Source organism: Sanguibacter sp. Z6_81 (assembly GCF_057180625.1).
This window is the reverse complement of the sequence record NZ_JBXUFV010000004.1, coordinates 273,980-297,189: the sequence shown is the minus strand read 5'-3', so window position 1 is coordinate 297,189 and position 23,210 is coordinate 273,980. Positions and strand designations below refer to the sequence as shown.

The following is a 23,210-nucleotide window of genomic DNA, read 5'->3' as shown; positions in this document are numbered from 1 at the left end:
GATCGGGTGGGCAGCGGAGCGGCAGCAGACCGGCCCGGACTCGCCGCGGGTGCGCGCACGCTCGGCGAGCTCGACGCGCTCGTCACCGGGTGCTTCGCCTGCCCGCGCCTCGTCGCGTGGCGTGAGCACGTCGGTGAGGTGCGGCGGGCGGCGTTCCGCGACGAGGAGTACTGGGCACGGCCGGTGCCGAGCTTCGGCGACGAGGCCGCCCGCGTGGTCGTCGTCGGGCTGGCGCCAGCGGCGCACGGCGGCAACCGCACCGGTCGGATGTTCACGGGTGACCGCAGCGGGGACTTCCTCTTCGCTGCCCTGCACCGCGCCGGCTACGCCTCCCAGCCGACGTCCGTACGCGCCGACGACGGGCTCACGCTCCGTGACGTCCGTCTCGTCGCACCCGTGCACTGCGCCCCGCCGGACAACAAACCGACGCCCAGCGAGCGTCACCGCTGTGCGCCGTACCTGGGCCGTGAGCTCGAGCTGCTCTCCTCGACGCTGCGCGTCGCTGTCGTCCTCGGAGCGTTCGGCTGGCAGGCGCTCCTCGCCACCCTGCAGGACCTGAACTGGTCGGTTCCCCGCCCCCGGCCGGTGTTCGGCCACGGTACGGAGGTGCTCATCCGGCACCCCGATGGACGTAGGCTCGTCGTGCTCGGCTGCTTCCACGTGAGCCAGCAGAACACCTTCACCGGCCGGCTCACGCCCGCGATGATCGACGACGTCCTCGACCGGGCGCGTGAGGTCACGCGGAGCCCGACCACGGATCCGTCCTCAGATCCGTCCTGAGATCCGGGAACCATCCCACGCGGCGCGCCGTTGATCCCTTACCTGTCACGTACCCGAGAAAGCGGTAACCCATGGAGGTCACACCTCTTGTCTGGACCCTGACGATCCTCGCGATCCTCGGGCTCCTCGCGTTCGACTTCTTCTTCCACGTCCGCAAGGCGCACATCCCCACCCTCCCCGAGGCGGCCAAGTGGTCGGCGATCTACGTCGGCCTCGCCCTCGTGTTCGGTGTGGGCGTGTGGGTGTTCGGCGGCTCCACGGCGGGCGCCGAGTACTTCGCGGGGTACGTCACCGAGAAGGCGCTGTCCGTCGACAACCTCTTCGTGTTCCTCATCATCATGGCGAGCTTCAAGGTGCCGCGCGAGGACCAGCAGAAGGTGCTGCTGTTCGGCATCGTCTTCGCCCTCATCGCTCGTAGCGCCTTCATCTTCGCCGGGGCCGCGCTCGTCAACCGGTTCTCCGCGGTGTTCTACATCTTCGGCGCCATCCTGCTCGTCACCGCGGTGAAGATGCTCAAGCCCGAGAACGAGGACGAGCCGACGGCGGACAACTTCATCATCCGCCTCGCCAAGAAGGTCTTCCACACCACGGACTACTACGACGGCGACAAGCTGTTCACCATGCACAACGGGCGCCGCGCGCTCACCCCGATGCTGCTCGTCATGGTGGCCATCGGTGGCACGGACATCCTCTTCGCCCTCGACTCGATCCCCGCGATCTTCGGCCTCACGCAGGACGTGTTCATCGTGTTCACGGCGACGGCGTTCTCGCTCATGGGGCTGCGCCAGCTGTTCTTCCTCATCGACGGCCTGCTCGACCGGCTCATCTACCTGTCGTACGGACTCGCCGCGATCCTCGGGTTGATCGGTGTCAAGCTCGTGCTGCACGCGCTCCACGAGAACACGTTGCCGTTCATCAACGGTGGCGAGCACGTCGAGGTCTTCGAGATCAGCACCGGGTTGTCGCTGTCCGTCATCGTGGGGGTGCTCACCCTCACCGTGCTCGCGTCCCTGCTGAGCCCGGCCGGCAAGGCGCACGCAGCCAAGACGGCCCAGGAGCGAGCGGCTGGCCCGTCGCACGCCGAGGAGGCCGCCAAGATCACCGACGAGACGCCGCTGGGGAGCGCGCGCTCGTCCGACTGACGTCCGCCCCACGTATTCCCCCGGTCGCCGCACGCGCGACCGGGGGAATACGTGTCTCCGGGCAGGTGTTCTCGCGAAGATGACGACGACATCGACGCGAACGATCGGCTTCATCGGCGCAGGGAACATCGGCGGGCAGGTCGCGCGCGCGGCCACCGCCCGCGGGCACGAGGTGATCCTCAGCAACTCGCGAGGCCCGCACACCCTCGCCGACCTCGTCACCGAGATCGGTGACACGGCACGGGCGGGGACGGCGCAGGAAGCGGCAGAGGGCGGCGACATCGTCGTCGTGAGCGTCCCGCTGCACGCCTACACGGCTGTACCCGTCGAGGAGCTCGCGGGCAAGGTCGTCATCGACACGAACAACTACTACCCGCAGCGCGACGGCCAGATCGAGGCTCTCGACACCGGCCGGTCCACGTCGTCGCAGCTGCTCCAGGAGCACCTGCCGACCTCGAGGGTGGTCAAGGCCTTCAACCACATCCCGGCCGCCGACATCACCAGCGACGCCCTGCCGGCAGGGCGCCCCGGGCGCCGTGCGCTCGCGATCGCCGGGGACGACGACACCGCGAAGGCGACGGTCACCGCACTCCTCGACGACCTCGGATTCGACACCGTCGACGTGGGATCGCTCGCGGACAGCTGGCGCATCGAGCCCGGCACCCCCGGGTACGGTCCCCGGCAGACGGTCGCCGAGCTCGAGGCGAACCTCGCGGCTGCCGAGCGCACCGCCCGGGGCTGAGGCGCCCTATCCCTCGGTGGTGGCGGCCGGCTGGGTGGCGGCTGGCTGGGTGGTGGCGTCCGGCTGGGTGGTCTCCGCCGGCTCGGCGAGCGCGAGGTCGAGCAGCGCGAGGACACCCTCACGGCTCTCGGCGGCCGCGATGAAGCCGGCCTTGTGGCAGAACACCGCGTCCACGACACCCGTCACCTCGGCCAGGTCAGCCCCGTTGAGACCGCGCCAGGCCGCAGGCAGGGCCTTGCGTGACCCGAACTGCGAACCCTCGGGGGTCACCGTCTTGATGGTCCAGTTGCCCGTCGAACCGGGGAACACGGTGAACAGCAGCTCCGGCTGACGGGTGGCCGCACCACCGTGGGGCATGAAGCGGTCGAGGACGACGAACCTCGTGTCGGGGCTCGCCTCGTACGCGGCGACGAACTCCCGCTCCGCGGCGATCGACGTCGCGTAGCGGGTCTTGAGACGCACGAGGACCTGGCGGGCGAGCTCGACGGCGACGAGGAACTGGGAGTCGAACTCCTCGTCGTCACCGAGAGGGTTGAACAGTCCGAGGTACTCCGAGATGTCGAGCGGCGCCGTGCGGAAGTCGTTGACCTCGTAGAGGTCCTGGCCGTTGTCGACGGCGTCGATCGCCGCGACGAGGCGCGAGTCGATCTTCTGCCACACGACCTCGTCACCGTCGCAGAACTCCTTGCCGTAGTGCTGCCACAGCAGACCGAAGGCGGAGTACAGGATCCCGTTGTCGCGGGCCCCGGAGCTGCGCTGGTGGTGGTCGAACCGCTGCTCCTGCGGGTCGTACACCCCGCCGACGTCGAGCACGAGGTCCGCCTCGGCGAGCACGTCGGCGTCGCGGGTGCGCACCACCTGGGCGTCGGGGTGCAGGGAGGTCAGGAGCGCGACGCCGAACACGTCGTCAGCGTGGAACTTGCCGTTGTGGGTAGCGATGATCACCCCAGAACCTTACGCGGGCGCTTCCCAGGGGAGAATGCGGGGGTGACAGGCGTCCTCACCGGGTTCAGCATCATCGCGGCGATCATCGCCGTGGGGTACGTCGTCGGACGGATCGACCTGCTCGGGCCGCAGGCGCGGCCCCTGCTGGCTCGGCTCGTGTTCTTCGTCCTCGCGCCGTGCCTGCTGTTCACCGTGCTGGCGGACGCGGGGGTGGACGAGCTGTTCTCACCGCTCGCGGTGGTGTCCCTCCTGGCGGCTGTCTCGTGCTTCGCGCTGTTCGGGCTCGTCGCGCTCGTCGTGTGGCGCCGCACGCTCCCCGAGGCGGTCGTCGGCTCCCTGTCCGCCGGGTACGTCAATGCCAACAACATCGGGTTGCCCGTCGCCGTCTACGTGCTCGGCGACGCCGCGTACTCCGCGCCCGTCATCCTCCTGCAGCTGCTCGTCTTCACCCCGGTCGCTCTCACGGTGCTGGACGTCGCGACCGGTGGCGCCGCGACGGTCCGCAACGTCCTCATGCAGCCGTTGCGCAACCCGATCATCATCGCCTCGGCTCTCGGGGTGCTGCTCGCCGTGACCGGCGTCGAGCTCCCGGACCCCGTGATGGAGCCGTTCCGGATCATCGGGGCGGCGGCGGTGCCGCTCATGCTCATGAGCTACGGCATCTCCCTGCACGGCCAGCAGCTGCTGGAGCCGGGCTCCGGTCGCCGGGACGTGCTGCTCGCCTCGGCCCTCAAGCTCGTGGTCATGCCCGTCGTCGCGTGGGGCATCGGCGCCGGGGTGTTCGGGCTCCGCGGTGAGGATCTCTTCGTCGTCGTCGCGCTCGCGGCGCTCCCGACGGCGCAGAACGTCTTCAACTACGCGCAGCGGTACGGGCGCGGCGAGGTTGTCGCGCGGGACACCATCGCCATCACGACGATGGGAGCGTTGCCGGTGCTCATGGTCGTCGCAGCGGTGCTGCACTGAGCCGCTGCACTGAGCCGTGGTGCTGCACCGAGCGGCGTCGCTGCTCTGACCGGCGTCAGCCGACGAGGTCCTCGACGAGCTGTGAGCGCAGCTCGGTGACGGACAACGACGGTGCCGTCGACGTCGTCGTCGCCGTGCCGACGATCGCCTGGTACGTGGTGCCGCCGTCGACGGAGAACTCCCCCGACCAGGTCGTCGTGAGCGTCACGACGTAGTCACCCGCCCGCGGGTAGGTATAGGACACGGTGTGGTCGGGGAAGGGCGCACCCGGGTCCGTGGTGACGAGCGGCCCGCTGCCGTCCGCGAAGTCCCAGCTGAACTCGACGGGCGTCGCACGGACCAGGACCGGTTGACCCAGGACGGTCGTCGGCAGCACCTGGACGTCGCTGCTCGCATAGACCGCCGCCACCATGTTCACCGGCAGCCAGCCACCCTCCGGACCCACCGAGATCGACGACGCGGTCAACGGCAACGAACGAAAGTCCGCTTCCGTCACCGTGATCGGGATCGCGCCAGCCGCCGCGTTGCACGCCAGGACCTGGTTGAGCTCCGGGTCGGTCCACGTGCCGTCGTCGTTGAGGCGGCTGATGTCCGTCGGGTCGAGCGCGATACCCAGGTCGACGTCGCAGTCCGCGAACTCCTGGATTCCCTGGGTGAGGCAGTCGACCATGCCCGCCGTCGGGATCCCGCGGAAGCCAGCGGTGCACCGGTCGGTCTCGGTGACCGAGTATTCCGGAGAGGCGGCTCCCTTGGCGACGTTCCCGTCCTTGGCTGACTGAAAGTAGGCCGCCGCGCCGTCAAGTACGACCTGGTCTTCCTTCGCATGACCTCCGATGCTCTTACCATCACTCCCGGAAATGCTGCTGGCGTACGCATCGAGCACGGGTGCGAGGACAAAAACCAAGGCCACTGCGCCGACGGATCCTCGAGGAACGAGAGCGATCGACGAGGCTCTCACGCGCGACGTCATCCAGCGTCGCCCGTCACAACTCCGCGGACCTTCCATTGGCCCGCATCAGTGAGCTCAAGCAACAAGTAGATGGGAAGCGCGGCGGCGGCAGGCTCAGTCTCCACAATGTTCCCGTTGGAATCGAGCACCTCGGTCGCTGTCTGAGAAATGACGCCACCGACTTCGAACTGCCGATCGACGTTCTGGGCGACGGCCGACGACTCCACGGTGAGAGACAGAGTGCCGCCTGATCTGACGTAGCCCGACTCCCTATCCGCGGTCACCGTTTGGCGCACGCTGGAACAGAACTCGCTCTCGACATGACAGATCTCGTCCCAAGGTCCGGTGTCCGCTGAAGCGAACGTGTACTCGTAAAGAGCGATGAAGTACTCGGCCGCCGCCTGGGCTCCGGCTTCGTCGTCGTTGGCCATCGCGGCGGGCTTCTCGGGTGGCTCGATCGGCTGCTCGATCGGCTCGACTGTCGGCGCCGCGCTCGACGGTTCCGCGGTCGGCTCGGGTGCCGTCTCGGCCTTCGTGCACCCGCCGAGGAGCAGCAGGGCGGCGACCAGGAGGACGGCGCGTCGTCGCGCGGCAGGGATCATGCGCCTGACCCTAGGGGTCGAATCCGACGAAAGCCACCGTGTCCACGCATTCTGTGGACAAGGGCGTCAGGCCCCGGTCTGCACCCCGACCCACAGCCCGTCCCGGGCGCGTGTCATCGCGACGTACAGCTCACGTCGGTCCCGGTCCCACCGCTCGCGTGCGGCGTCTCCCTCCGGAGGCACGGCGCCGGCGTCGAGCAGCGCGCCGGGCACACCGCACACGAGCACCTGCTTGAACTCCAAGCCCTTCGCGCGCTTCACGGTGCCGACCTTCACAGCATCGACGGGCACACCCTCGTACGCAGCGAGGCTCACCACGGGGACTCCCGCGGCCACCAGGGCAGCGGTCGCGGCGCGTGCCCCTGCGTGTGTCGGGGACAGCACCCCGATGTCTCCGTAGGACGTTCCCACCTCGGTCACCGCCGTCTCGACGTGGCCGACGAGCGCGGGGCCGACGTCGGACAAGGAACCGCGCCACAGCACGGGCTCGGGGCCGTTCCGGGTGACGGGCTGCGGGCTGTCCCCGCGCGTCGTCGACCCCGCGGTGTCCGCGAACTCGATGTCCGCGTACTCGTCGCCGTCGACGAGTCGACCCGCGAACTCGAGGATCTGCGCGGTGTTGCGGTAGTTGATGTCGAGCACGACCCCGCGTCCCGCCAACGAGATGCCCGCCTCGGCGAGCGAGTACCCCCCGGGGTAGATGGACTGCTGGCCGTCACCGATGAGCGTCAGCCCGTCCGGGGCATCGCCGGTCACCGCGTGGAGCATGCGGATCTGTGCGCAGGTGAGGTCCTGCGCCTCGTCGACGATGACGGACGTCACGCGCTCCTCCCCCGCGACGGAGCCGTACGGCTGCGAGCGCAGCGCGGCCTCGGCGAGGAGGATGCTGCCCGCCCAGTCGGTGACGCCCGCGTCGCGGAGGTTCGCCTCGTAGGCGAGGTACAGGTCCCAGACCGCGCGACGCTGGTCGACGGTGAGCCGGTGCTTGCGTCCGACGCGACGCAGGTCCGCATACTCGTCGAACTCCGTGATGCCGCGTCCGCGCAGGACGATGCTCACCTCTTCCTGCCAGTACGTCACCGGCAGGTCGAGCTTGCCGAGCAGACCGTGACGACCCACGCGCACCCAGGCGAGGTTGAAGGCGTTGATCGCCCGGCCGTCGTCCACCCGGACGCCGACGCCCCGGGCGTCGAGGACGCGTCGGGCGAAGCGGTGCACGCTCGTGAACGTCACGCGCTCCGCGACGTCGGGCGCCAGCCGGGTCAGCGACTGGGCCATGACCCCGGGCAGGGTGTTGACGAAGGTCACGACGAGCACCCGGCCCTGCGGGTTCATCCGGGCGAGGTACGCCGCGCGGTGCAGCCCGACGACCGTCTTGCCGGTACCGGCCGCGCCGCGGATGCGAGCCGGCCCGTTGAAGTTGCGTCGCACGAGCTTGGCCTGGGTGGGGTGGAGGAACGCCATCCAGTCCTCGACCGGGCTGGCCAGGACGGAGTCGAGGAGCGCGGCGTCGATCTCCTCCTCGCTGAGCAGCGGCTCCTGCCACGTGGCGGCGACCCGGGCAGGCTCGGCGACGACGGCGGACTGCGCCATCGCGAGGGCCGCAGCCCGCTGCGGGGCGGAGGCCCCGGGTGCTCCCATGACGGGGAACAACGCCATGCAGCGCGCGAGGATCTCGTCGACGCGCGCCGGGGTGTGCCGCTGACCGTGGCCGGCGATGAAGCCCAGGGCGTCACGTTCGCCGAGGACCTGGACGCTGTCGACCGTCTCGTCGATGCCAGCCCTGCCGTGCAGCACGACCATCGGGTGCACCTCGTTGGGCGACAACCCGATCTCGGCGAGATCCGCCTCGGCGGTCTGCCCGAGGTCGGCGAGCGCGTAGATGTCTTCTGTGACGTCGTCCTGGCCGCGGAAGATGCGCCCTCCGGTGATGGAGACCTCGCGCCACCACTTGGTGTCGACGATGAAGACCCCACCGGGGCCGACGACGACGAGGTCGACGTTCGCGGTCCGGCTGCCGGGCCACCGGCGGTCGGCGAGGAAGTGGTAGCCGACACCCGCGAGCCGCTCGAGCGCGGCGACCGTCGCCTTCTCCGAGACCTCCGCAGCGGCGAAGTTCCGCGACCGTGCGAGCGCTGCCGCGGCCGCCTGCTCGTGGGCGACCGCGAGCGCTGCCTGGCGTCGCGACTCGACACCCGCTGAGCGTCCCGCTGCCATCCGGTCCCCCGTCTCGTCGCACGCGATGGGCGCGTGCACTGCTGCCGTTCTCATCGGCACCGTGCCGCGCGCCTTGAGTGGACCGGACGTAGCGTGGAGAACTCCTCACCCGACGACCCAGGGGGTTCCCTTGCCGACCACCACCGACCGGCCGCTCGTCCTCGTCCTGCACGGCGCACGCGGCGACCTCGCGAAGCGGCTCGTCCTCCCCGGACTCGCGGAGCTCGTCGAACGTGACCTGCTGCCGGAGCGCTGGGCCTTGGTCGGCGCGGGCCGCCACGCCATCAGCGAGGACGAGTTCGCGGAGCTCATCGACGCCTCGCTCGAGGAGTTCGGACACGGCGAGGGATCCGACGCGGTCCGCACGGCGGCCGACCTCACCCGGCACGTCCGTTTCGCTCAGGAGGTCACCGAGGACGACGCCGGCGGGCTCCCCGAGACGCTCGAAGAGGTGCGGCAGGCACTGGCGGACGACCCTTCTGACGTCCTCGTGGTGCACTACCTCGCGGTCCCGCCGACCACCTTCGAGCCGTTGACCCGTGCGCTCGGAGCGCACGGACTCGCGGACGGTGCGCGGGTCGTCTACGAGAAGCCGTACGGCACGTCTCCGGAGTCGTTCGCCGAGCTGGACGACGCCGTCCACGAGGTCTTCGACGAGGAGCAGGTCTACCGGATCGACCACTTCCTGGGGAAGGAGGGGACGCAGAACCTCCACGTGCTGCGGTTCGCGAACGAGCTGTTCGGTGGCGTGTGGAACCGGAACCACGTGCAACAGGTGCAGATCGACGTGCCCGAGGAGCTCGACGTCGCGGGCCGGGGCGAGTTCTACGACGCGACGGGCGCGGCCCTGGACATGCTCGTCACGCACCTGTTCCAGGTCGCCGCCGAGGTGGCGATGGAGCCGCCCCACGGACTCGACGCCGACCACATCGGTCCCGCACGCGAGGCCGTCATCGGGTGCTTCCGGCCGCTCGACCCGGTGAAGGACGTCGTCCTCGGCCAGTACGAGGGCTACCAGGACACCGACGACATCGCCAGCGACTCCCTCACGGACACCTACGTCGCCGCGCGCCTGTGGATCGACAACGACCGGTGGCAGGGCGTGCCGTTCCTCCTGCGGACGGGCAAGCAGATGGCCGTCTCCGCGCAGCGGGTCACGCTCGTGCTCAACACCCCGGAGGACCTCTTCGGGGAGGCCGTCGCCCCGGGACGCATCAGCATCTCGCTCAAGGGCGACGGTGCGATCGAGCTCGCGACGACCGTGAAGCGGCCCGGCCCGGACCTCGCGCTCGCGACCGGCACGGTGTCCCTCTCGCTCGACGACGTCGAGCCCGGCGAGCCCCTGTCTGCGTACGCCTCGCTCCTGCACGACGTCGTCGCCGGCGACCGGTCGTTGTTCACGACGGCGACGGGGTTGCGGGCCGCATGGGAGACGTTCGCCCCGTTGCTCGGCGAAGACCGCCCGGCTGCCTCGCTCTACGCTCCCGGGTCCTGGGGCCCGGACGCTGCCCGTGAGCTCACCGGCGACATCGGGTGGGTTCTCGGCGACTGACGGGCCAGGGCGCTGGCAGATGCCAGCGCCCTCTCGTGACAGCGAAGAAGGGCCGGTCCCACCCGAGGGTGGGACCGGCCCTTCTGTCCGGTAGCTACCGGCTCATCAGCGACGCGTGCGGTTGCCGCCGCGGACGCCGATGTAGATCGAGATGAAGATGACGGCCATGACGATGGAGATGATCCAGCGGATCCAGTCGATCCCGCTCGTGTCCTCGACACCGAGGATCCCAGCCAGGTAGTAACCCGCGAGGGCGCCAAGCGCACCGAGGATGATCGTCCACAGCATCCCGATGTTCTGGTGGCCCTTCATGACGAGGCGAGCAAGTGCACCGATGACGGCGCCGAAGATGATCAGACCAATGAGTTCACCCATGAGGGCACCTCCTTCATAACGAGCCGCTTAGGTCACGGCTTCTGCGTATGTCAACGGGTTGACCCTCCCAGGTTCCTTTCATGTTCGCATCTCGAACTCCAGCGAACCCGCTGGGAGGCGCGTCATTCCGGGGAAAAGTCGCTGTTGTGCGCGCGGGGCAACGCTCTACCGTCGGGCAAAGTTCGCCCGCTCAGGAGCGCCACGAGGGACCCGCTGTCCGCGCGGACCGCCGTGCCGGCGCCTTCCCAGCTCCACCCCGTGTCGGTGGCTTGCAGCCGGACGTCCGTGAGATCGACTCCGAACCAGGCTCCTCGCACGGCGGTCAGCTGGTCGAGGACGGCCGCCAACGCCTCCGGTGGGGCGACCGGCGCACGGCCCAGCGCCACCGTCACGTCGAGGGAGTGGATGACGGCGTGGCTGAGTGCACCCGCTGCGCCGCGGCCGGGTGGCTCCCACGCGTGGAGCGCGGGCGACCGGAGCTGCTCGACCAGCTCGCGCACGGGCAAGGACGCGTCTCGGGCGGCCACCGTGTCGGAGAGGACCGTGAAGTCGCCCCGGGCGGCTGCCATCTCCGCCCCGAACTCCACGGGGCCCAGCCGGACGGGCATGGTCATGTGCGCGACGACGTTGCTGACCCGCCAACGCTCGCAGAGGGAGGGAGCGTCCCACGTGGCCGGGGTCGCCGCGGCAAGGAGATCCGCGAGCGCGGTGAAAGTGCCGGCCACCCACGCCTGAGGGTCAGTCATAACGCCCGGAAGTCCTCGTCCGCCTCGAGGATCCGTGCCGCCTGGGCGGCCGCTCGGTCCTCCCCGACGCGCGGGACGAGCCCGATGAGCGTGTGCAGCGGCTCAGCGTGCTCCTCGCACAGGTCCACCTCCACCGCTCGCCCGCCCCCCGTGATCCCATACCGTCGGACGGGACGCCCCAGGTCCCCGCAGGTATCGCACACCGTGATCTGAAGCTGCGCCATGTCACTCCCTCGCTCGTGCGCAACGCCGGGCCGTCGCGCGAGGGACAACTGTTCCCCCACCCACCCACACTTTCCTCCGACCAGGCGGCAGCGGCGCGGTTAGTGTGGGGACGGTGACGACCAGTCGTGGGTACGACCGTGCGAGCGCCGGATGAGCGACCCGCCTCCCGTGCTGCTCGCGCTCGACCTCATCGGCACGTTCGCATTCGGCCTCAACGGAGCGCTCACCGCCGTGCGGGCCGTACGGCTCGACATCGTCGGGGTCATCACCCTCGGCATGATCACCGCGCTGGGCGGCGGCATCATCCGCGACCTGCTGCTCGGCGTGCCCCCGGACACCTTCCGGGACCTGCGCTACCTCGCGGTCGCCGCCGCAGGCGCGCTGCTCGTCTTCGCCTTCGCGCACTTCCTCGAACGGTTCACCTGGTCGATCGAGGTCTTCGACGCCGCCGGGCTCAGCGTCTTCGCGGTCACCGGTGCCGCCAAGGCGCTCGACCTCGGGCTCGGCCCCGTCCAGGCCACCATCCTCGGTGTCATCACGGCCGTCGGCGGCGGGACGATCCGCGACGTGCTCATCCGCGAGGTCCCCTCCGTGCTCCGCACCGGGCTGTACGCCGTCCCCGCGGTCGTCGCCGCAGCTCTCACCGTCGTCGTCGTCCGGACCGACATCTACAACGTGCGCACAGCCCTCGGCGCGGCCGCCGTGTGCTTCACCATCCGTATGGCTGGACTGTACTTCGACCTCCACGCCCCGCAGCCGCTCGAGCCACGCCAGCGGCGCCGGTCAGACGACGAAGGGACGCCCCGGGGTGGCGTGGCCACACCTGAGCACGAGTGAGCGCTCGCTATCGGGGGTCATGACGTTCGTGACACGCCGATGCACCAGGACTGCGTCCGCGGCGGCTACGACACCGACACGGTCGCCGCGATCGCCGGCTCCCTCCTCGGCGCACTCCACGGCGCGTCCGCGGTGCCCGGGACGTGGCGCCGCGTCGTCCACGGCTGGCCCGGCATCCGCGGCGACGACCTCGCCCACCTGGCCCTGCTCGCGACGAGCCGTGGCATCCCCGACGCGGCCGGCTGGCCGTCCGGCCGGCGCATGGCGTACCGCGGGTACGACACGTCCGCGCTCGTCCGCCACCCGCAAGACCCCCAGGTATGGCTCGGCGCGGTCGGCGCCCTCGACGCGCTGCCGGACGAGGTGGACGCCGTCGTGTCCCTCTGCCGCATCGGCACCGGGCAGATCCCGGACCGCATCGAGCCCGGCAACCGCGTCCTCGTCCGCCTCATGGACCGCGCCGGCACCGCGGAGAACATCAACCTCGACCTCGTCCTGCTCGACGCCGCCGACGCCGTCGCAGCCCTGCGCGCCGAGGGGCGCACCGTGCTGCTGCACTGCGTCCAGGCGCAGAGCCGCACCCCGGCCGTCGGCGCCCTCTACGCCGCGCGCCACCTCGGCATCCCCGTCGAGCAGGCCCTCGCCGATGTCGTGGCCGCTCTGCCGGGCTCACACCCGCAACGCTTCCTGCGCGACGCGGTCACGCGGCTCGGGGCCCGGCGTGCGTGACGCTCCCGCACCGACGCCCCTGCTCGCGGACAGGTTCGTCGAGGCGCAGGCGTGGTGGATCGCGAGCGAGCTCGCCCGACGCCACCCACACCTGCTGGTCGCAGAGACGATGCACGACGTCGTCGGCACCTCGCTCGCTGTCTACGACCCGGACGACATCCCGACCCAGGTGATGCTCAACCGCGCCGCCGGCATCCACGTCATCGAGGTACCGCAGTTCGAGCTCGCGTGGGAGGACGTGTTCTCCGCACCCTCACCGCACGCGGTGGTCAAGGAGCTCGAGGAGTGCGCCGGGCTCGGACCGCCGAGCCCCGTACCGGCGACGACGTCCCGCACGATCGTCTACCGCGTCATCGCGCGGGTGCTGACGACGATGTCCGACGACCGGCACTCCTGGATGGTGCGCGGGCGACGACCCGAGGACGAGGGCTGGGGATGGATGGGTGACCTCGCCGCGTTCCCGAGCCTGCGGCGCCTGCTGCTCACCCAGCTCGAGACCGCCCTGGTCACGGCGACGAGCGGTCGACAGCAACCTCACGATGACCGTGGCGCGTGCCCCCGGGGCAGTGCTCGGATGAAAGACCGCTGACCTACCCACAGAGCATCGCCCAGAGCATGGCCCCTCGACCAAGGATGTAGACATGACGAACCCGAGCATCGACATCGTCGCCGCGGCACGGAACATCGCCACCCGCGCCCACGCCGGGCAGACCGACAAGGTGGGAGCCGCCTACATCACCCACCCGGCCCGGGTCGCCCAGCGCGTGCGTGACGCGAGCGGCTGCGACGACGCGGTGGCCGCCGCGTGGTTGCACGACGTCCTCGAGGACACGCCGGTCACTGCGGGCGATCTCGTGACCGCAGGCATCCCACCCCACGTCGTCGCGGCGGTCGACGCGGTGACGAAGCGGGACGGCGAGCCGACCGAGGACTACCTCCGCCGGGTCGCAGCCGATCCGCTCGCAGTCCAGGTCAAGCGCGCCGATCTCGCGGACAACACCGACCCGACCCGGACGGCGCAGCTCGACGACGTGACCCGCGCGCGCCTCGCAGTGAAGTACGCGAAGGCCGAACGCCTCCTCGCGGAGTACACCGCCTGATCGGCGCGCGGCGCGAGCCGCACCGGTGCCACGTCAGCGACGAGACAGCGTCAGCGCCCCTGCAGCGCGTCCAGCGCGACGACCATCGCAGCGGCCACGCGCCCGTCGAGCCGCCCGCCGGGGACCGAGACGTTGTAGCGGTCCCGCAGCGAGAACTTGCGCTCGACGGACAGCACGGGCTGACCGTTGCTGTCCGCGAAGTCGAAGTGGAACGCGAAGGGCAGGTCGACGAACCGGCGGATGATCGCGATCGCCGGGCTGCGCTCCTGGCCGCGAGCGCTGATCCCCGCGGCCTCGAGGTTCCACGTCGATCGCAGGAGGGAGGCCTTGAAGTCCTTCTGGAACAGGCCGATGGGCTGACCGGCGGCGTCGAGCACGTCGTACGTCGCGCCGAGGTCGATGGCCTGTCGCGCCCGGAAGGAGAACACGGGCACGGTCCGCGAGTCGTCCGTGTAGAACGTCACCTGCTCCTTGAACGCCATGCGCTTCTGCTGGGCGACGGCGAGCAGGGGACCCTCCTCGCCGTTGGGACCGACCGCGTGGATCGCGTAGCGGTTGACCATCATGGTGATCTTCTGGTGGACGGCGAACTGCTGGATGCCGTACAGGGCGTTGGCGTTCATGGTGCTCCAGACGAAGGTGGGGGGTGAGCACTTGAACAGTAGTGGTCCCGGTCACGTCCGTCGCACCCCCCACGGCACACCCCCGCCAGGCACGGGCCATACCAAAGTCGCACCCGACCGGCCGTCACGGTCGGCCTGACGCCATCTCCCCCTGCGTCGCGGCCACCGCGCGCTCGACCACACGAGGCAGGCTCCCGTCCTGCGCGAACCATGCCCGCTGGGCATCGGCACCGTTGCCCCGTCGCCACACGTCGTCGAGCAACCCGCGCACGGTGTCCAGGTCGCCGGTGGCCGCGAGCGCGTCCTCGACGTACGTGACGAGCTCGCCGATCACCTCCCGAGCGGGCACGGGACGCATCGTCCGGGCACTCACGAGGTTGTCGCCCAACCCCGACCGCGCCGCGCGCCAGGACGCGGCACGCAGCTGCTCCGTCCGCAGGGCGGGCGCGGCGTGTCCGCTGGCGGCGTGGCGCGAGGCGGTCTCGACGAGACCACGGACGAGCGCACCGATGAGCGCCGCGTCCTGCGGGTACAGGCACACGTCCGCGACCCGCACCTCGAGCGTCGGGTACTTCGCGGACAGGCGGGCGTCGAAGTACACCATCCCGGTGTCGAGGATCGCCCCGGAGTCGACGAGGGACTGCACGGTCGCGTGGTACGCGGCGGCGGAGCCGAACCCCGCTGCCGGGCCCGCCGTCGGCCACCGGTTCCACACCTGCGAGCGGAAGCTCGCGTAGCCGCTGTCCTGCTCCTGCCAGAACGGCGAGTTCCCGCTGAGGGCGAGCAGCGATGGCAGCCACGGACCGATCCGGTCGAGGACAGCGACGCCTTCCTCGTCGTCGACGATCTCCACGTGCACGTGGCACCCGCCGGTGAGCTGCTCGCGGGCGGTGAGCGCGAACTGCTGACTGATCCTGCGGTACCGCTCGGAGCGGCTCGCGGTCGGCTCCACCTGGACGGGCGAGGTCGCGATCGCCGCGACCTGGGCGCCGACGTCGAGCGCCGCGGCCTGCGCCTGGCGGCGCCCTGTGCGGATCTGCTCGGCCAGCTCAGCGAGGTCGGCGCACGGACGGGTGCCCGTCTCGATCTGCTGCTGCTGGAGCTCCGCCTCGAGCTCACCGCCCGGGAGCTCGGACGGCGTGTCCGGGTCCCGCTCGGCCGTGACTCCCGTGGCACTCGACCCCGGCTTCTCGACCGCGTCGAGCAGCGCTCCGGCGACCGCGACGGGGCGGCCTCCTCGCCCGATGAGCAGGAACTCTTCCTCAACTCCCATGGTTCGCACCGCCCCAGTGTGGGGGTATGGCGCCATTTGGGCATTCCGGCGACCCGCGGAGGGGAGATCCGCCCTACGCCGGCGCCGCGTCGCCCGGGCCGGCGAGCGCCTCGAGGACGCCCTGCCCGAACTTCTCGAGCTTCGCCGCGCCGATCCCGCTCACCCCGCCGAGCTCCTCGAGGGACGACGGCCGCAGCACCGCGATGTCCCGCAGCGTCGCGTCGTGGAAGACGACGTAGGCGGGCACGCCCTGCTCCTTCGCGGTGGCCGCACGCCAGGCCCGCAGGCGCTCGAACACGGACGCCGCGGTGTCGTCGAGGTCGACCGCGGCAGCCGCGCGCCCGCCACCGCGCCCACCTGTCGCACCGCGCTTCGTCGACCGGGTGCGCGGCGCCTTGGCCGCCTCCTCGCGCAGCAGGACGCTGCGCGCCCCGGAGAGCACCTCCGCGCTCGCCTCGGTGAGCTGCAGCGTCCCGTACCCGTCACCGTCGACCCCGAGCAGCCCGCGGGCGAGGAGCTGGCGGACGACGCCCCGCCACTGCGTGTCCGTGAGGTCGGTCCCGATACCGAACGTCGAGAGCGTGGTGTGCCCGAGCTGGGTGATCCGCGGTGTCTCGTTGCCGAGCAGGATGTCGACGAGGTGACCCGCTCCGTACCGCTGACCCCGCTCGCGCTCCAACCGCACCACCGTGGACAGCAGCTTCTGGGCGGCGACCGTCCCGTCCCACGTCTGCGGCGGGGTGAGGCACGTGTCGCAGTTGCCGCACGGGGTGCTCTCCTGGCCGAAGTACGCGAGCAGCTGGACGCGGCGGCACTCGACCGTCTCGCACAGGGCGAGCATCGCGTCGAGGTGCGCCGACAGCGTCCGGCGGTGCGCGGCGTCACCCTCGGACTGGTCGATCATGCGCCGCTGCTGCACGACGTCGGCGAGCCCGTACGCCAGCCACGCCGTCGACGGAAGCCCGTCACGGCCGGCACGGCCGGTCTCCTGGTAGTAGCCCTCCACGGACTTGGGCAGGTCGAGGTGCGCGACGAACCGCACGTCGGGCTTGTCGATGCCCATGCCGAAAGCGATGGTGGCGACCATGACGAGGCCGTCCTCGCGCAGGAACCGCGACTGGTTCGCCGCCCGCACCCGGGTGTCGAGCCCGGCGTGGTACGCCAGCGCGGGGATGCCCTGCGCGACGAGGTGCGCCGCGGTCTCCTCGACCGACCGGCGGGACAGGCAGTAGACGATCCCCGCGTCCCCGGGGTGCTCGGTGCGCAGCAGCTCGACGAGCTGGGCCCGCGGGTTGTTCTTGGCCACCACGCGGTACTGGATGTTGGGGCGGTCGAAGCTCGCGACGAAGTGCTTCGCGTCGGTGAGCTGGAGCCGCTGCGCGATCTCGGTGTGCGTCGTGCGCGTCGCGGTCGCGGTGAGCGCGATGCGCGGGACGTCGGGCCACCGCTCGTGGAGCACGGACAGCTGCAGGTAGTCGGGCCGGAAGTCGTGGCCCCACTGGGAGACGCAGTGCGCCTCGTCGATCGCGAAGAGCGCGATGCGCCCCCGGTCGAGGAGCGCGAGCGTGTCCGGGACGCGCAGGCGCTCGGGGGCGAGATAGAGGAGGTCGAGGTCGCCGGCGACGAAGGCCTCCTCCACCGCCCGGCGCTCGGGGAACGTCTGGGTCGAGTTGAGGAACCCGGCTCGCACGCCCAGCGCCGAGAGCGCATCCACCTGGTCCTGCATGAGGGCGATGAGGGGGGACACGACGACACCCACCCCGTCCCGCACGAGCGACGGCACCTGGTAGCACAGGGACTTGCCCCCACCGGTGGGCATGAGGACGAGGGCGTCCCCGCCCGCGATCACCGTGTCGATGATCTCGGCCTGCTCACCACGGAATGCGTCGTACCCGAACACCCGCCCGAGCACCTCGAGCGCCCCGGCGCCACCCTCGATGGCGCGGGCCGCCTCGACGACCGCCTCGGCCTCGGCCGACTCCGGCGGGACGGCGCTCGCCGTCACGTCGTCGACCTGGACAGGACTTCCTGGCAGCACACTCTCAGCTCCTCGCACGGCGGTACCAGCACGCTATGCCATGTGCCCGACACTGGGAAGCACGCTCGTCCGCGCCTGTGGACGACCACGGCACAGGTCGACGTAGCCTTGGAGGACCCCCCGACCATCAGAGGAGCGTGCCGTGCCCTGGACCGTGAACGGAGTTGTCGCCCGCGCCGAGGGAGCGCCGGTCGAGACCGTGCAGATCGTCGTCCCGGATCCCGGGCCCGGCGAGGTCGTCGTCGACATCGCCGCGTGCGGTGTCTGTCACACCGACGTGCACTACCGCGAGGGCGGGATCAGCGACGACTACCCGTTCCTCCTCGGCCACGAGGCTGCCGGGACCGTCTCCGCGATCGGCGAAGGGGTGGACAACGTCGCCGTCGGTGACACCGTCGTCCTCAACTGGCGCGCGGTCTGCGGCGAGTGCCGCGCCTGCAAGCGCGGGCGCCCGCAGTACTGCTTCAACACCCACAACGCGACGCAGCGGATGACCCTCACGGACGGCACCCCGCTCACGCCCGCGCTCGGGATCGGGGCGTTCGCGGAGAAGACCCTCGTCGCCGCGGGCCAGGCCACGAAGGTCGACGCTGGCATCGACCCCGCCGTCGCAGGCCTCCTCGGGTGCGGGGTCATGGCGGGTATCGGGGCCGCGGTGAACACCGCACCCGTGCAGCGTGGCGACACCGTCGCCGTCATCGGCTGCGGCGGGGTCGGCTGCGCCGCCGTCGCCGGAGCCGAGCTCGTCGGGGCACGCCGGATCATCGCGATCGACCTCGACGACCGCAAGCTCGAGTGGGCGCGCACCCTCGGCGCGACGCACACCATCAACTCCAGCGGCCTCGACCAGGACGGCGTCGTCGCCGCGATCGCCGAGCTCACCGACGGGTTCGGGGCCGACGTCGTCATCGACGCCGTCGGCCGACCGGAGACGTGGAAGCAGGCCTTCTACGGACGCGACCTCGCCGGTACTGTCGTCCTCGTCGGTGTCCCGACGCCCGAGATGACGCTGGAGCTCCCCCTCGCCGACGTCTTCGGTCGCGGCGGAGCGCTGAAGTCCTCGTGGTACGGGGACTGCCTGCCGGAACGCGACTTCCCGGCGCTGCTCGAGATGTACACCCAGGGGAGGCTGCCGCTCGACGCGTTCGTGTCCGAGCGCATCGGCCTCGACGACGTGGAAGAGGCATTCGCGACGATGAAGACCGGAACCGTCCTGCGCTCGGTGGTCGTCCTGTGACCGCCGACCTCAGCTCCGATGCAGCTCAGCCCACCGCCCGCGTGGAGCACCTCGTCACGTCCGGCACGTTCTCCCTCGACGGGCAGACGTTCGACGTCGACAACAACGTGTGGATCGTCGGTGATGACTCCGACGTGCTCGTCCTCGACGCGCCGCACGACGTCGAGGCGATCGCCGCCGCCGTCGGCGACCGCCGCGTCGTCGCGATCCTCGCGACCCACGCCCACGACGACCACATCCGCCGGGCACCCGAGCTCGCCCGGCGCCTGGGCGCCCCGATCTGGCTGCACCCGGCCGACCGCGAGCTGTGGGAGCTCACGCACCCGGCGGGCAGTGCCGACGACGTCGTCGTCGAGGACCTCACGGACCGCCAGGTGATCACCCTCGCGGGCGCGACGTTCCACGTGCTCCACACCCCGGGTCACACCCCGGGCTCGGTCAGCCTGTTCTCACCCGAGCTCGGGGTCGTCTTCACCGGCGACACCCTGTTCGCAGGAGGCCCCGGCGCGACGGGCCGCAGCTACAGCGACTTCCCCACGATCATCGTCTCGATCCGCACCCGCCTGCTCACCCTGCCGCCCGACACCGTCGTGCACCCCGGGCACGGTGATTCCACGACCATCGGCGACGAGCTCCCGCACCTCCAGGAGTGGATCGCCCGCGGGCACTGAGAGAGCCGATGCGCAGAGACCCGCGCCGGTCTACTCGAGGAGCTCCCGCACGTCGCCCGCCGTGAGGCTGGCGCTGCCGGACGCCCCCGCGCCGTCGAGCACGCTCGCGAAGAGCTCGGACTTGGACGCCTTGAGCGCCATGACCTTCTCCTCGATGGTGTCCGTGGAGACCATGCGGTAGACCATGACGTTGCGCTGCTGGCCGATGCGGTGGGCCCGGTCGACGGCCTGGGCCTCTGCTGCCGGGTTCCACCAGGGGTCGAGCAGGAAGCAGTAGTCGGCGGCGGTGAGGTTGAGGCCGAAGCCTCCGGCCTTGAGGCTGATGAGGAACACCGTGGTCTCCCCCGACGTGAACCGCTCGATCGTCTCGGTGCGCTTGCGGGTCCGGCCGTCGAGGTAGGAGTAGTCCACGGACGCCTTGTCGAGGTGCGTGCGCACCCGCGCGAGGAACTGGGTGAACTGGCTGAAGATCAGCACCGAGTGCCCCTCGGCGAGGATGTCGTCGAGCATCTCGAACAGCACCCCGAGCTTGGACGACGGCACCTTCGCGTGCTCGGCGTCGACGAGGCTCACGTCGAGGCTCGCCTGGCGGAGCACCGTGAGCGAGCGGAACACCTCGAAGCGGTGCTCCCCGAACTCCTCGACGAGTCCCAGCACCTTGGTGCGCTCCCGCTGCAGGTACTGGTCGTACAGCTGGCGGTGGCGGGAGTTGAGGGTCACCTCGACGACCTGCTCCTGCTTCGCCGGGAGATCGGTGGCGACCTCCTCCTTGGTGCGCCGAAGCATGAACGGGGACACCCGGCGGCGCAGCTGGGCCAGGCGTGGCGCGCTGCGTTCCTTCTCGATGGGCCGGGCGTAGTACTCCGTGAAGCGCACCGGGCTGGGGAACAGCCCCGGGCTGACGATCGACAGGATCGACCACAGCTCCATGAGGGTGTTCTCGAGCGGGGTTCCCGTGAGCGCGAGCTTGAACGGGACGTCGAGGCGCCGCGCACACTGGTACGCGACGGACTGGTGGTTCTTGACGAACTGCGCCTCGTCGAGGACGAGCCCCGCCCACCCCATGGCCTCGTACTCCGCGAAGTCCAGCCGGAAGAGCGCGTAGGAGGTGACGACGACGTCGGCGCCGGCGACCAGGTCGGACAACGGTCGCTTGCGGCGGGCCCGCGTCTCGGTGACGGTCGCCGCGACGAGACCGGGCGTGAAGTGGCGCACCTCCGCGGCCCAGTTCCCGACGACGCTCGTCGGTGCGACGACGAGGAACGGCAGCTGCTGCCCGCCCTCCTCGGCCGTCCCCTGCTCGCGCACGTGCTGGACGAGCGCGAGCGCCTGGAGCGTCTTGCCCAGACCCATGTCGTCCGCGAGGATCCCGCCGAGCCGGTTGCGGTACAGGAAGGCGAGCCACTCGAACCCGTCCTGCTGGTACGCGCGCAGCTGCGCGCGCAACCCCTCGGGTGGCTCGACGCGCGCCGGGCGCTCGCCCGCCGCGAGGGCCCCGAGCGCCGTCCGCCACGTCTCGGCCTGGGCACCGACGAGCCCGAGGTGCTCGAGCTCCTCGAAGAGGCCGGCCTGGAACCGGTTGACCCGCAGGGTCCCACCCATCGTGTCCTGCAGGGCGCGTGCCTCGTCGATGAGGTCGCGCAGGCGACCGAACCGCTCGTCCTCGAGCGAGAAGTGCGTGCCGTCGACGAGCAGGATCTTCGTCTTGCCGAGCGCCAGCGCGGTGAAGACGTCGGCGAGCGGCACCTGGTGGACGCCCGCGCGCACGAGGATGCCGAGGTCGAACCAGTCGCGCTTGTCGGGCAGCGTCGTCGTCGTCACCGACACCTCGACGTCGGGCTCGAACCGGTAGGTGACCCCCTCGACGCCGTCGTCCGTGACAGCGACGCCGAACGCGGGCTCGGTCCGAGCGAGCTCCTGCAGGGCGGGCAGCTCCTGCGTGAAGAACTCCGCCGTCTCGATCCCCCAGAGCTCCTCCTGCCCGACGCCCGCGTTCGCCTGCGCGAAGATCTGCCGCCCGCGGGCGTTCGGCCGGGGGCGGCGGCTCGCCTGCGCGTCGCGGACCTTCCGCAGGCGCGGCGAGAGCGCACTCACCCGGTCGAGGAGAAGCTCCTCGGCGGCGACGTCACGCATCGGGTGGACGAACACGGAACCGACGGCGAAGGCAGGGATGCGCTCGTCGGGCGCACCTGGCCCCGCGCCGTCGGGCAGCGCGTAGCGCCACTGCCACCGCAGCTGCGTGCCGTGGTCGGGCAGATGGGTGACGTCGAGCCACAGGTGCGGACGCGGCCGCTCGGGCAGGTCGACGGCGGGGTCGACGTCGACCGTGCCGAAACGGTCCCCGAGGCCGGGCAGCACCCGTGCGAGGAAGCGACGTTCGTCCGCGGCGGGCACCTCGAGCGGGGCGTCACGCTCGAGGAGGGACCGGGCGGCGTCGTCGAGCGGCTCCGCGAGCCGCGCGAGCAGGAGCGGGCTCTCCTTGCTGGGGACCGGACCGCCGACCCACGCGAAGAAGCCGGTCGCGGGCGTCCCGAGGAGCACCGTGCAGGCGCGCTCAAGAGGGACGGTGTGCCCGGCCGGGGTGATGGACGCGGTCACATCGAGCCCCGCAGCGGTCCGCGCCACCCGGAGCGCGGTGGTGGCGGGGTCGAGGGGGAACGGCACGAGCGTCTGCGCCTTGTCGGACTGCACGATCGGCAGCCCCTCCCGGCGGGCCTCGTCGAGCAGCGCCCAGAACGCGGCGCTCGGCAGGGCGTCGGCGAGGATCCACTGCGGCGGGTGCTCGGCGAGGGTGGAGGCGGCGAGCCCGTACAGCGAGCGCAGGATGTCCACGTGACTGTCGGGGTAGTCCGCGCGCCGGTAGTTGACGTAGCGCAGCTCGTCCCACCCGATGCCGGTGCGCACCCAGCGTCCCCGGGCGCCGCGCACGACGGGCCGCATGCCCAGGCGCACCGCCGGTCCGCTCCGCAGGAGCGAGCGCTGGTCACGGGGGCGGGACCCTGGCAGGAGCTCGGCCTGCAGGCCGAGCTCCGGGGCGCCCCCCGTCCCGGACGCTCCGAGAGACAGCTGGGAGAGTGTCGCCGGCTCGGAGTCCGGCAGCGGGTCGGGGGGCGTGAGGAAGTCCGCGAAGGCCTCCTCCCACTCCGCGGGCCGGCGCCCCGGCGCAGCACCCGCGGCCGTCCCGGACAGCTTGTCGCAGTAGGCCAGCAGCACCGCGGCGACATGCTTGCAGTTCAGGCGGACGGGGCAGGAGCAGTGGCCATAGCGCGGCGTCGCGCCGTCGCCCGGCCCGGACATCTCGGCGACGGCGACGTACTGCTTGCCCCCGGACCCCCGCACGTGCCCGACGACGGTCGACCCGTTGTGCGCCACGGACAGCACGTGGCCGGAGCGGACGTACTCAGCGCCCCGATCAAGGACGTCCGCCCCGACGAGGGTCGAGACGTCGGCGGGAGTGAGCACAC

Annotated in this window: 22 protein-coding genes; 11 read left to right on the top strand and 11 right to left on the bottom strand. The window is 71.1% G+C overall.

Going from position 1 to position 23,210, the window contains the following annotated elements; all coding sequences use genetic code 11:
* Positions 1-6 precede the first annotated feature (6 nt).
* From AC2AXK_RS12320 to AC2AXK_RS12310, 3 genes are all read left to right on the top strand, one after another.
* The gene (locus tag AC2AXK_RS12320) at positions 7-780 is read left to right on the top strand and encodes a uracil-DNA glycosylase (RefSeq protein ID WP_484345669.1); all 774 of its coding nucleotides are present in this window, start codon (positions 7-9) and stop codon (positions 778-780) included.
* 71 nt (positions 781-851) lie between these two features.
* Positions 852-1,922, top strand: coding sequence for a TerC family protein (locus AC2AXK_RS12315; RefSeq protein WP_484345668.1), 1,071 nt, complete (start codon positions 852-854; stop codon positions 1,920-1,922).
* Between the two features lie 79 nt (positions 1,923-2,001).
* The gene (locus AC2AXK_RS12310) at positions 2,002-2,664 is read left to right on the top strand and encodes an NADPH-dependent F420 reductase (protein ID WP_484345667.1); all 663 of its coding nucleotides are present in this window, start codon (positions 2,002-2,004) and stop codon (positions 2,662-2,664) included.
* 6 nt (positions 2,665-2,670) lie between these two features.
* On the opposite strand, the gene AC2AXK_RS12305 is transcribed toward AC2AXK_RS12310, so the two are convergent.
* Positions 2,671-3,609, bottom strand: coding sequence for an MYG1 family protein (locus tag AC2AXK_RS12305; protein WP_484345666.1), 939 nt, complete (start codon positions 3,607-3,609; stop codon positions 2,671-2,673).
* A gap of 42 nt (positions 3,610-3,651) precedes the next feature.
* Between AC2AXK_RS12305 and AC2AXK_RS12300 the strand changes: the two genes are divergently transcribed.
* Positions 3,652-4,572 carry an AEC family transporter gene (locus AC2AXK_RS12300; protein ID WP_484345665.1) on the top strand — a complete coding sequence of 307 codons (921 nt, stop codon included), beginning with the start codon at positions 3,652-3,654 and terminating at the stop codon, positions 4,570-4,572.
* 55 nt (positions 4,573-4,627) lie between these two features.
* On the opposite strand, the gene AC2AXK_RS12295 is transcribed toward AC2AXK_RS12300, so the two are convergent.
* The 3 genes from AC2AXK_RS12295 to AC2AXK_RS12285 all read right to left on the bottom strand — a co-directional run bounded on the left by AC2AXK_RS12295 (position 4,628) and on the right by AC2AXK_RS12285 (position 8,394).
* On the bottom strand, positions 4,628-5,455 hold the full coding sequence (locus tag AC2AXK_RS12295; RefSeq protein ID WP_484345664.1) for a PKD domain-containing protein: 828 nt from the start codon (positions 5,453-5,455) through the stop codon (positions 4,628-4,630).
* An 83-nt stretch (positions 5,456-5,538) separates the two neighbouring features.
* Complete coding sequence (locus AC2AXK_RS12290; protein ID WP_484345663.1) at positions 5,539-6,123, bottom strand: DUF6318 family protein; 585 nt, start codon at positions 6,121-6,123, stop codon at positions 5,539-5,541.
* A 66-nt stretch (positions 6,124-6,189) separates the two neighbouring features.
* Complete coding sequence (locus AC2AXK_RS12285; protein WP_484345662.1) at positions 6,190-8,394, bottom strand: UvrD-helicase domain-containing protein; 2,205 nt, start codon at positions 8,392-8,394, stop codon at positions 6,190-6,192.
* Positions 8,395-8,470: 76 nt separating this feature from the next.
* On the opposite strand from AC2AXK_RS12285, the gene AC2AXK_RS12280 reads away from it, so the two are divergent.
* The gene (locus tag AC2AXK_RS12280) at positions 8,471-9,892 is read left to right on the top strand and encodes a glucose-6-phosphate dehydrogenase (RefSeq protein WP_484345661.1); all 1,422 of its coding nucleotides are present in this window, start codon (positions 8,471-8,473) and stop codon (positions 9,890-9,892) included.
* Positions 9,893-9,997: 105 nt separating this feature from the next.
* Here the strand turns inward: AC2AXK_RS12280 and AC2AXK_RS12275 are convergent, their stop codons facing one another.
* The 3 genes from AC2AXK_RS12275 to AC2AXK_RS12265 all read right to left on the bottom strand — a co-directional run bounded on the left by AC2AXK_RS12275 (position 9,998) and on the right by AC2AXK_RS12265 (position 11,237).
* A complete protein-coding gene (locus AC2AXK_RS12275) occupies positions 9,998-10,267 on the bottom strand; it encodes a GlsB/YeaQ/YmgE family stress response membrane protein (RefSeq protein WP_484345660.1) in 270 nt (89 codons plus the stop codon).
* A gap of 122 nt (positions 10,268-10,389) precedes the next feature.
* The gene (locus AC2AXK_RS12270) at positions 10,390-11,013 is read right to left on the bottom strand and encodes a maleylpyruvate isomerase family mycothiol-dependent enzyme (RefSeq protein WP_484345659.1); all 624 of its coding nucleotides are present in this window, start codon (positions 11,011-11,013) and stop codon (positions 10,390-10,392) included.
* On the bottom strand, positions 11,010-11,237 hold the full coding sequence (locus tag AC2AXK_RS12265; RefSeq protein WP_484345658.1) for a hypothetical protein: 228 nt from the start codon (positions 11,235-11,237) through the stop codon (positions 11,010-11,012). Before AC2AXK_RS12265 ends, AC2AXK_RS12270 begins: the two co-directional genes overlap by 4 nt.
* Before the next feature lie 151 nt (positions 11,238-11,388).
* On the opposite strand from AC2AXK_RS12265, the gene AC2AXK_RS12260 reads away from it, so the two are divergent.
* From AC2AXK_RS12260 to AC2AXK_RS12245, 4 genes are read left to right on the top strand one after another with little or no spacing between them, the layout of a single operon-like run.
* The gene (locus AC2AXK_RS12260) at positions 11,389-12,075 is read left to right on the top strand and encodes a trimeric intracellular cation channel family protein (protein ID WP_484345657.1); all 687 of its coding nucleotides are present in this window, start codon (positions 11,389-11,391) and stop codon (positions 12,073-12,075) included.
* Positions 12,076-12,114: 39 nt separating this feature from the next.
* On the top strand, positions 12,115-12,804 hold the full coding sequence (locus tag AC2AXK_RS12255) for an ADP-ribosylglycohydrolase family protein (protein WP_484345656.1): 690 nt from the start codon (positions 12,115-12,117) through the stop codon (positions 12,802-12,804).
* Positions 12,797-13,393 carry a TY-Chap2 family putative peptide chaperone gene (locus AC2AXK_RS12250; RefSeq protein WP_484345655.1) on the top strand — a complete coding sequence of 199 codons (597 nt, stop codon included), beginning with the start codon at positions 12,797-12,799 and terminating at the stop codon, positions 13,391-13,393. The genes AC2AXK_RS12255 and AC2AXK_RS12250 overlap by 8 nt, the downstream gene beginning before the upstream one ends.
* A 52-nt stretch (positions 13,394-13,445) precedes the next feature.
* Entirely contained in the window at positions 13,446-13,904 is a 459-nt protein-coding gene (locus AC2AXK_RS12245) for an HD domain-containing protein (protein ID WP_484345654.1), read from the top strand.
* A 50-nt stretch (positions 13,905-13,954) separates the two neighbouring features.
* On the opposite strand, the gene AC2AXK_RS12240 is transcribed toward AC2AXK_RS12245, so the two are convergent.
* The 3 genes from AC2AXK_RS12240 to recQ all read right to left on the bottom strand — a co-directional run bounded on the left by AC2AXK_RS12240 (position 13,955) and on the right by recQ (position 17,805).
* Entirely contained in the window at positions 13,955-14,527 is a 573-nt protein-coding gene (locus AC2AXK_RS12240) for an LURP-one-related family protein (protein WP_484345653.1), read from the bottom strand.
* Between the two features lie 124 nt (positions 14,528-14,651).
* Positions 14,652-15,800 (bottom strand): carboxylate-amine ligase, encoded by a 1,149-nt coding sequence (locus tag AC2AXK_RS12235; RefSeq protein ID WP_484345652.1) that lies wholly within the window; start codon positions 15,798-15,800, stop codon positions 14,652-14,654.
* A gap of 73 nt (positions 15,801-15,873) precedes the next feature.
* Positions 15,874-17,805, bottom strand: a complete 1,932-nt coding sequence (recQ, locus tag AC2AXK_RS12230; RefSeq protein WP_484345651.1) for a DNA helicase RecQ — start codon at positions 17,803-17,805, stop codon at positions 15,874-15,876.
* Positions 17,806-17,980: 175 nt separating this feature from the next.
* On the opposite strand from recQ, the gene AC2AXK_RS12225 reads away from it, so the two are divergent.
* Together AC2AXK_RS12225 and AC2AXK_RS12220 are read left to right on the top strand one after the other, a co-directional pair.
* Complete coding sequence (locus AC2AXK_RS12225) at positions 17,981-19,075, top strand: S-(hydroxymethyl)mycothiol dehydrogenase (RefSeq protein ID WP_484345650.1); 1,095 nt, start codon at positions 17,981-17,983, stop codon at positions 19,073-19,075.
* The gene (locus tag AC2AXK_RS12220) at positions 19,072-19,746 is read left to right on the top strand and encodes an MBL fold metallo-hydrolase (RefSeq protein ID WP_484345649.1); all 675 of its coding nucleotides are present in this window, start codon (positions 19,072-19,074) and stop codon (positions 19,744-19,746) included. The genes AC2AXK_RS12225 and AC2AXK_RS12220 overlap by 4 nt, the downstream gene beginning before the upstream one ends.
* 30 nt (positions 19,747-19,776) lie before the next feature.
* Here AC2AXK_RS12220 and AC2AXK_RS12215 read toward each other — a convergent pair whose 3' ends face one another.
* The gene (locus AC2AXK_RS12215; protein ID WP_484345648.1) at positions 19,777-23,208 is read right to left on the bottom strand and encodes a DEAD/DEAH box helicase; all 3,432 of its coding nucleotides are present in this window, start codon (positions 23,206-23,208) and stop codon (positions 19,777-19,779) included.
* Positions 23,209-23,210 lie beyond the last annotated feature (2 nt).

Coding starts and splice junctions, on each gene's coding strand:
- AC2AXK_RS12315 (WP_484345668.1), top strand. CDS start 852: ATGGAGGTCACACCTCTTGTCTGGACCCTGACGATCCTCGCGATCCTC.
- AC2AXK_RS12310 (WP_484345667.1), top strand. CDS start 2,002: ATGACGACGACATCGACGCGAACGATCGGCTTCATCGGCGCAGGGAAC.
- AC2AXK_RS12290 (WP_484345663.1), bottom strand. CDS start 6,123: ATGATCCCTGCCGCGCGACGACGCGCCGTCCTCCTGGTCGCCGCCCTG.
- AC2AXK_RS12285 (WP_484345662.1), bottom strand. CDS start 8,394: ATGAGAACGGCAGCAGTGCACGCGCCCATCGCGTGCGACGAGACGGGG.
- AC2AXK_RS12275 (WP_484345660.1), bottom strand. CDS start 10,267: ATGGGTGAACTCATTGGTCTGATCATCTTCGGCGCCGTCATCGGTGCA.
- AC2AXK_RS12270 (WP_484345659.1), bottom strand. CDS start 11,013: ATGACTGACCCTCAGGCGTGGGTGGCCGGCACTTTCACCGCGCTCGCG.
- AC2AXK_RS12265 (WP_484345658.1), bottom strand. CDS start 11,237: ATGGCGCAGCTTCAGATCACGGTGTGCGATACCTGCGGGGACCTGGGG.
- AC2AXK_RS12260 (WP_484345657.1), top strand. CDS start 11,389: ATGAGCGACCCGCCTCCCGTGCTGCTCGCGCTCGACCTCATCGGCACG.
- AC2AXK_RS12255 (WP_484345656.1), top strand. CDS start 12,115: ATGCACCAGGACTGCGTCCGCGGCGGCTACGACACCGACACGGTCGCC.
- AC2AXK_RS12245 (WP_484345654.1), top strand. CDS start 13,446: ATGACGAACCCGAGCATCGACATCGTCGCCGCGGCACGGAACATCGCC.
- AC2AXK_RS12240 (WP_484345653.1), bottom strand. CDS start 14,527: ATGAACGCCAACGCCCTGTACGGCATCCAGCAGTTCGCCGTCCACCAG.
- AC2AXK_RS12235 (WP_484345652.1), bottom strand. CDS start 15,800: ATGGGAGTTGAGGAAGAGTTCCTGCTCATCGGGCGAGGAGGCCGCCCC.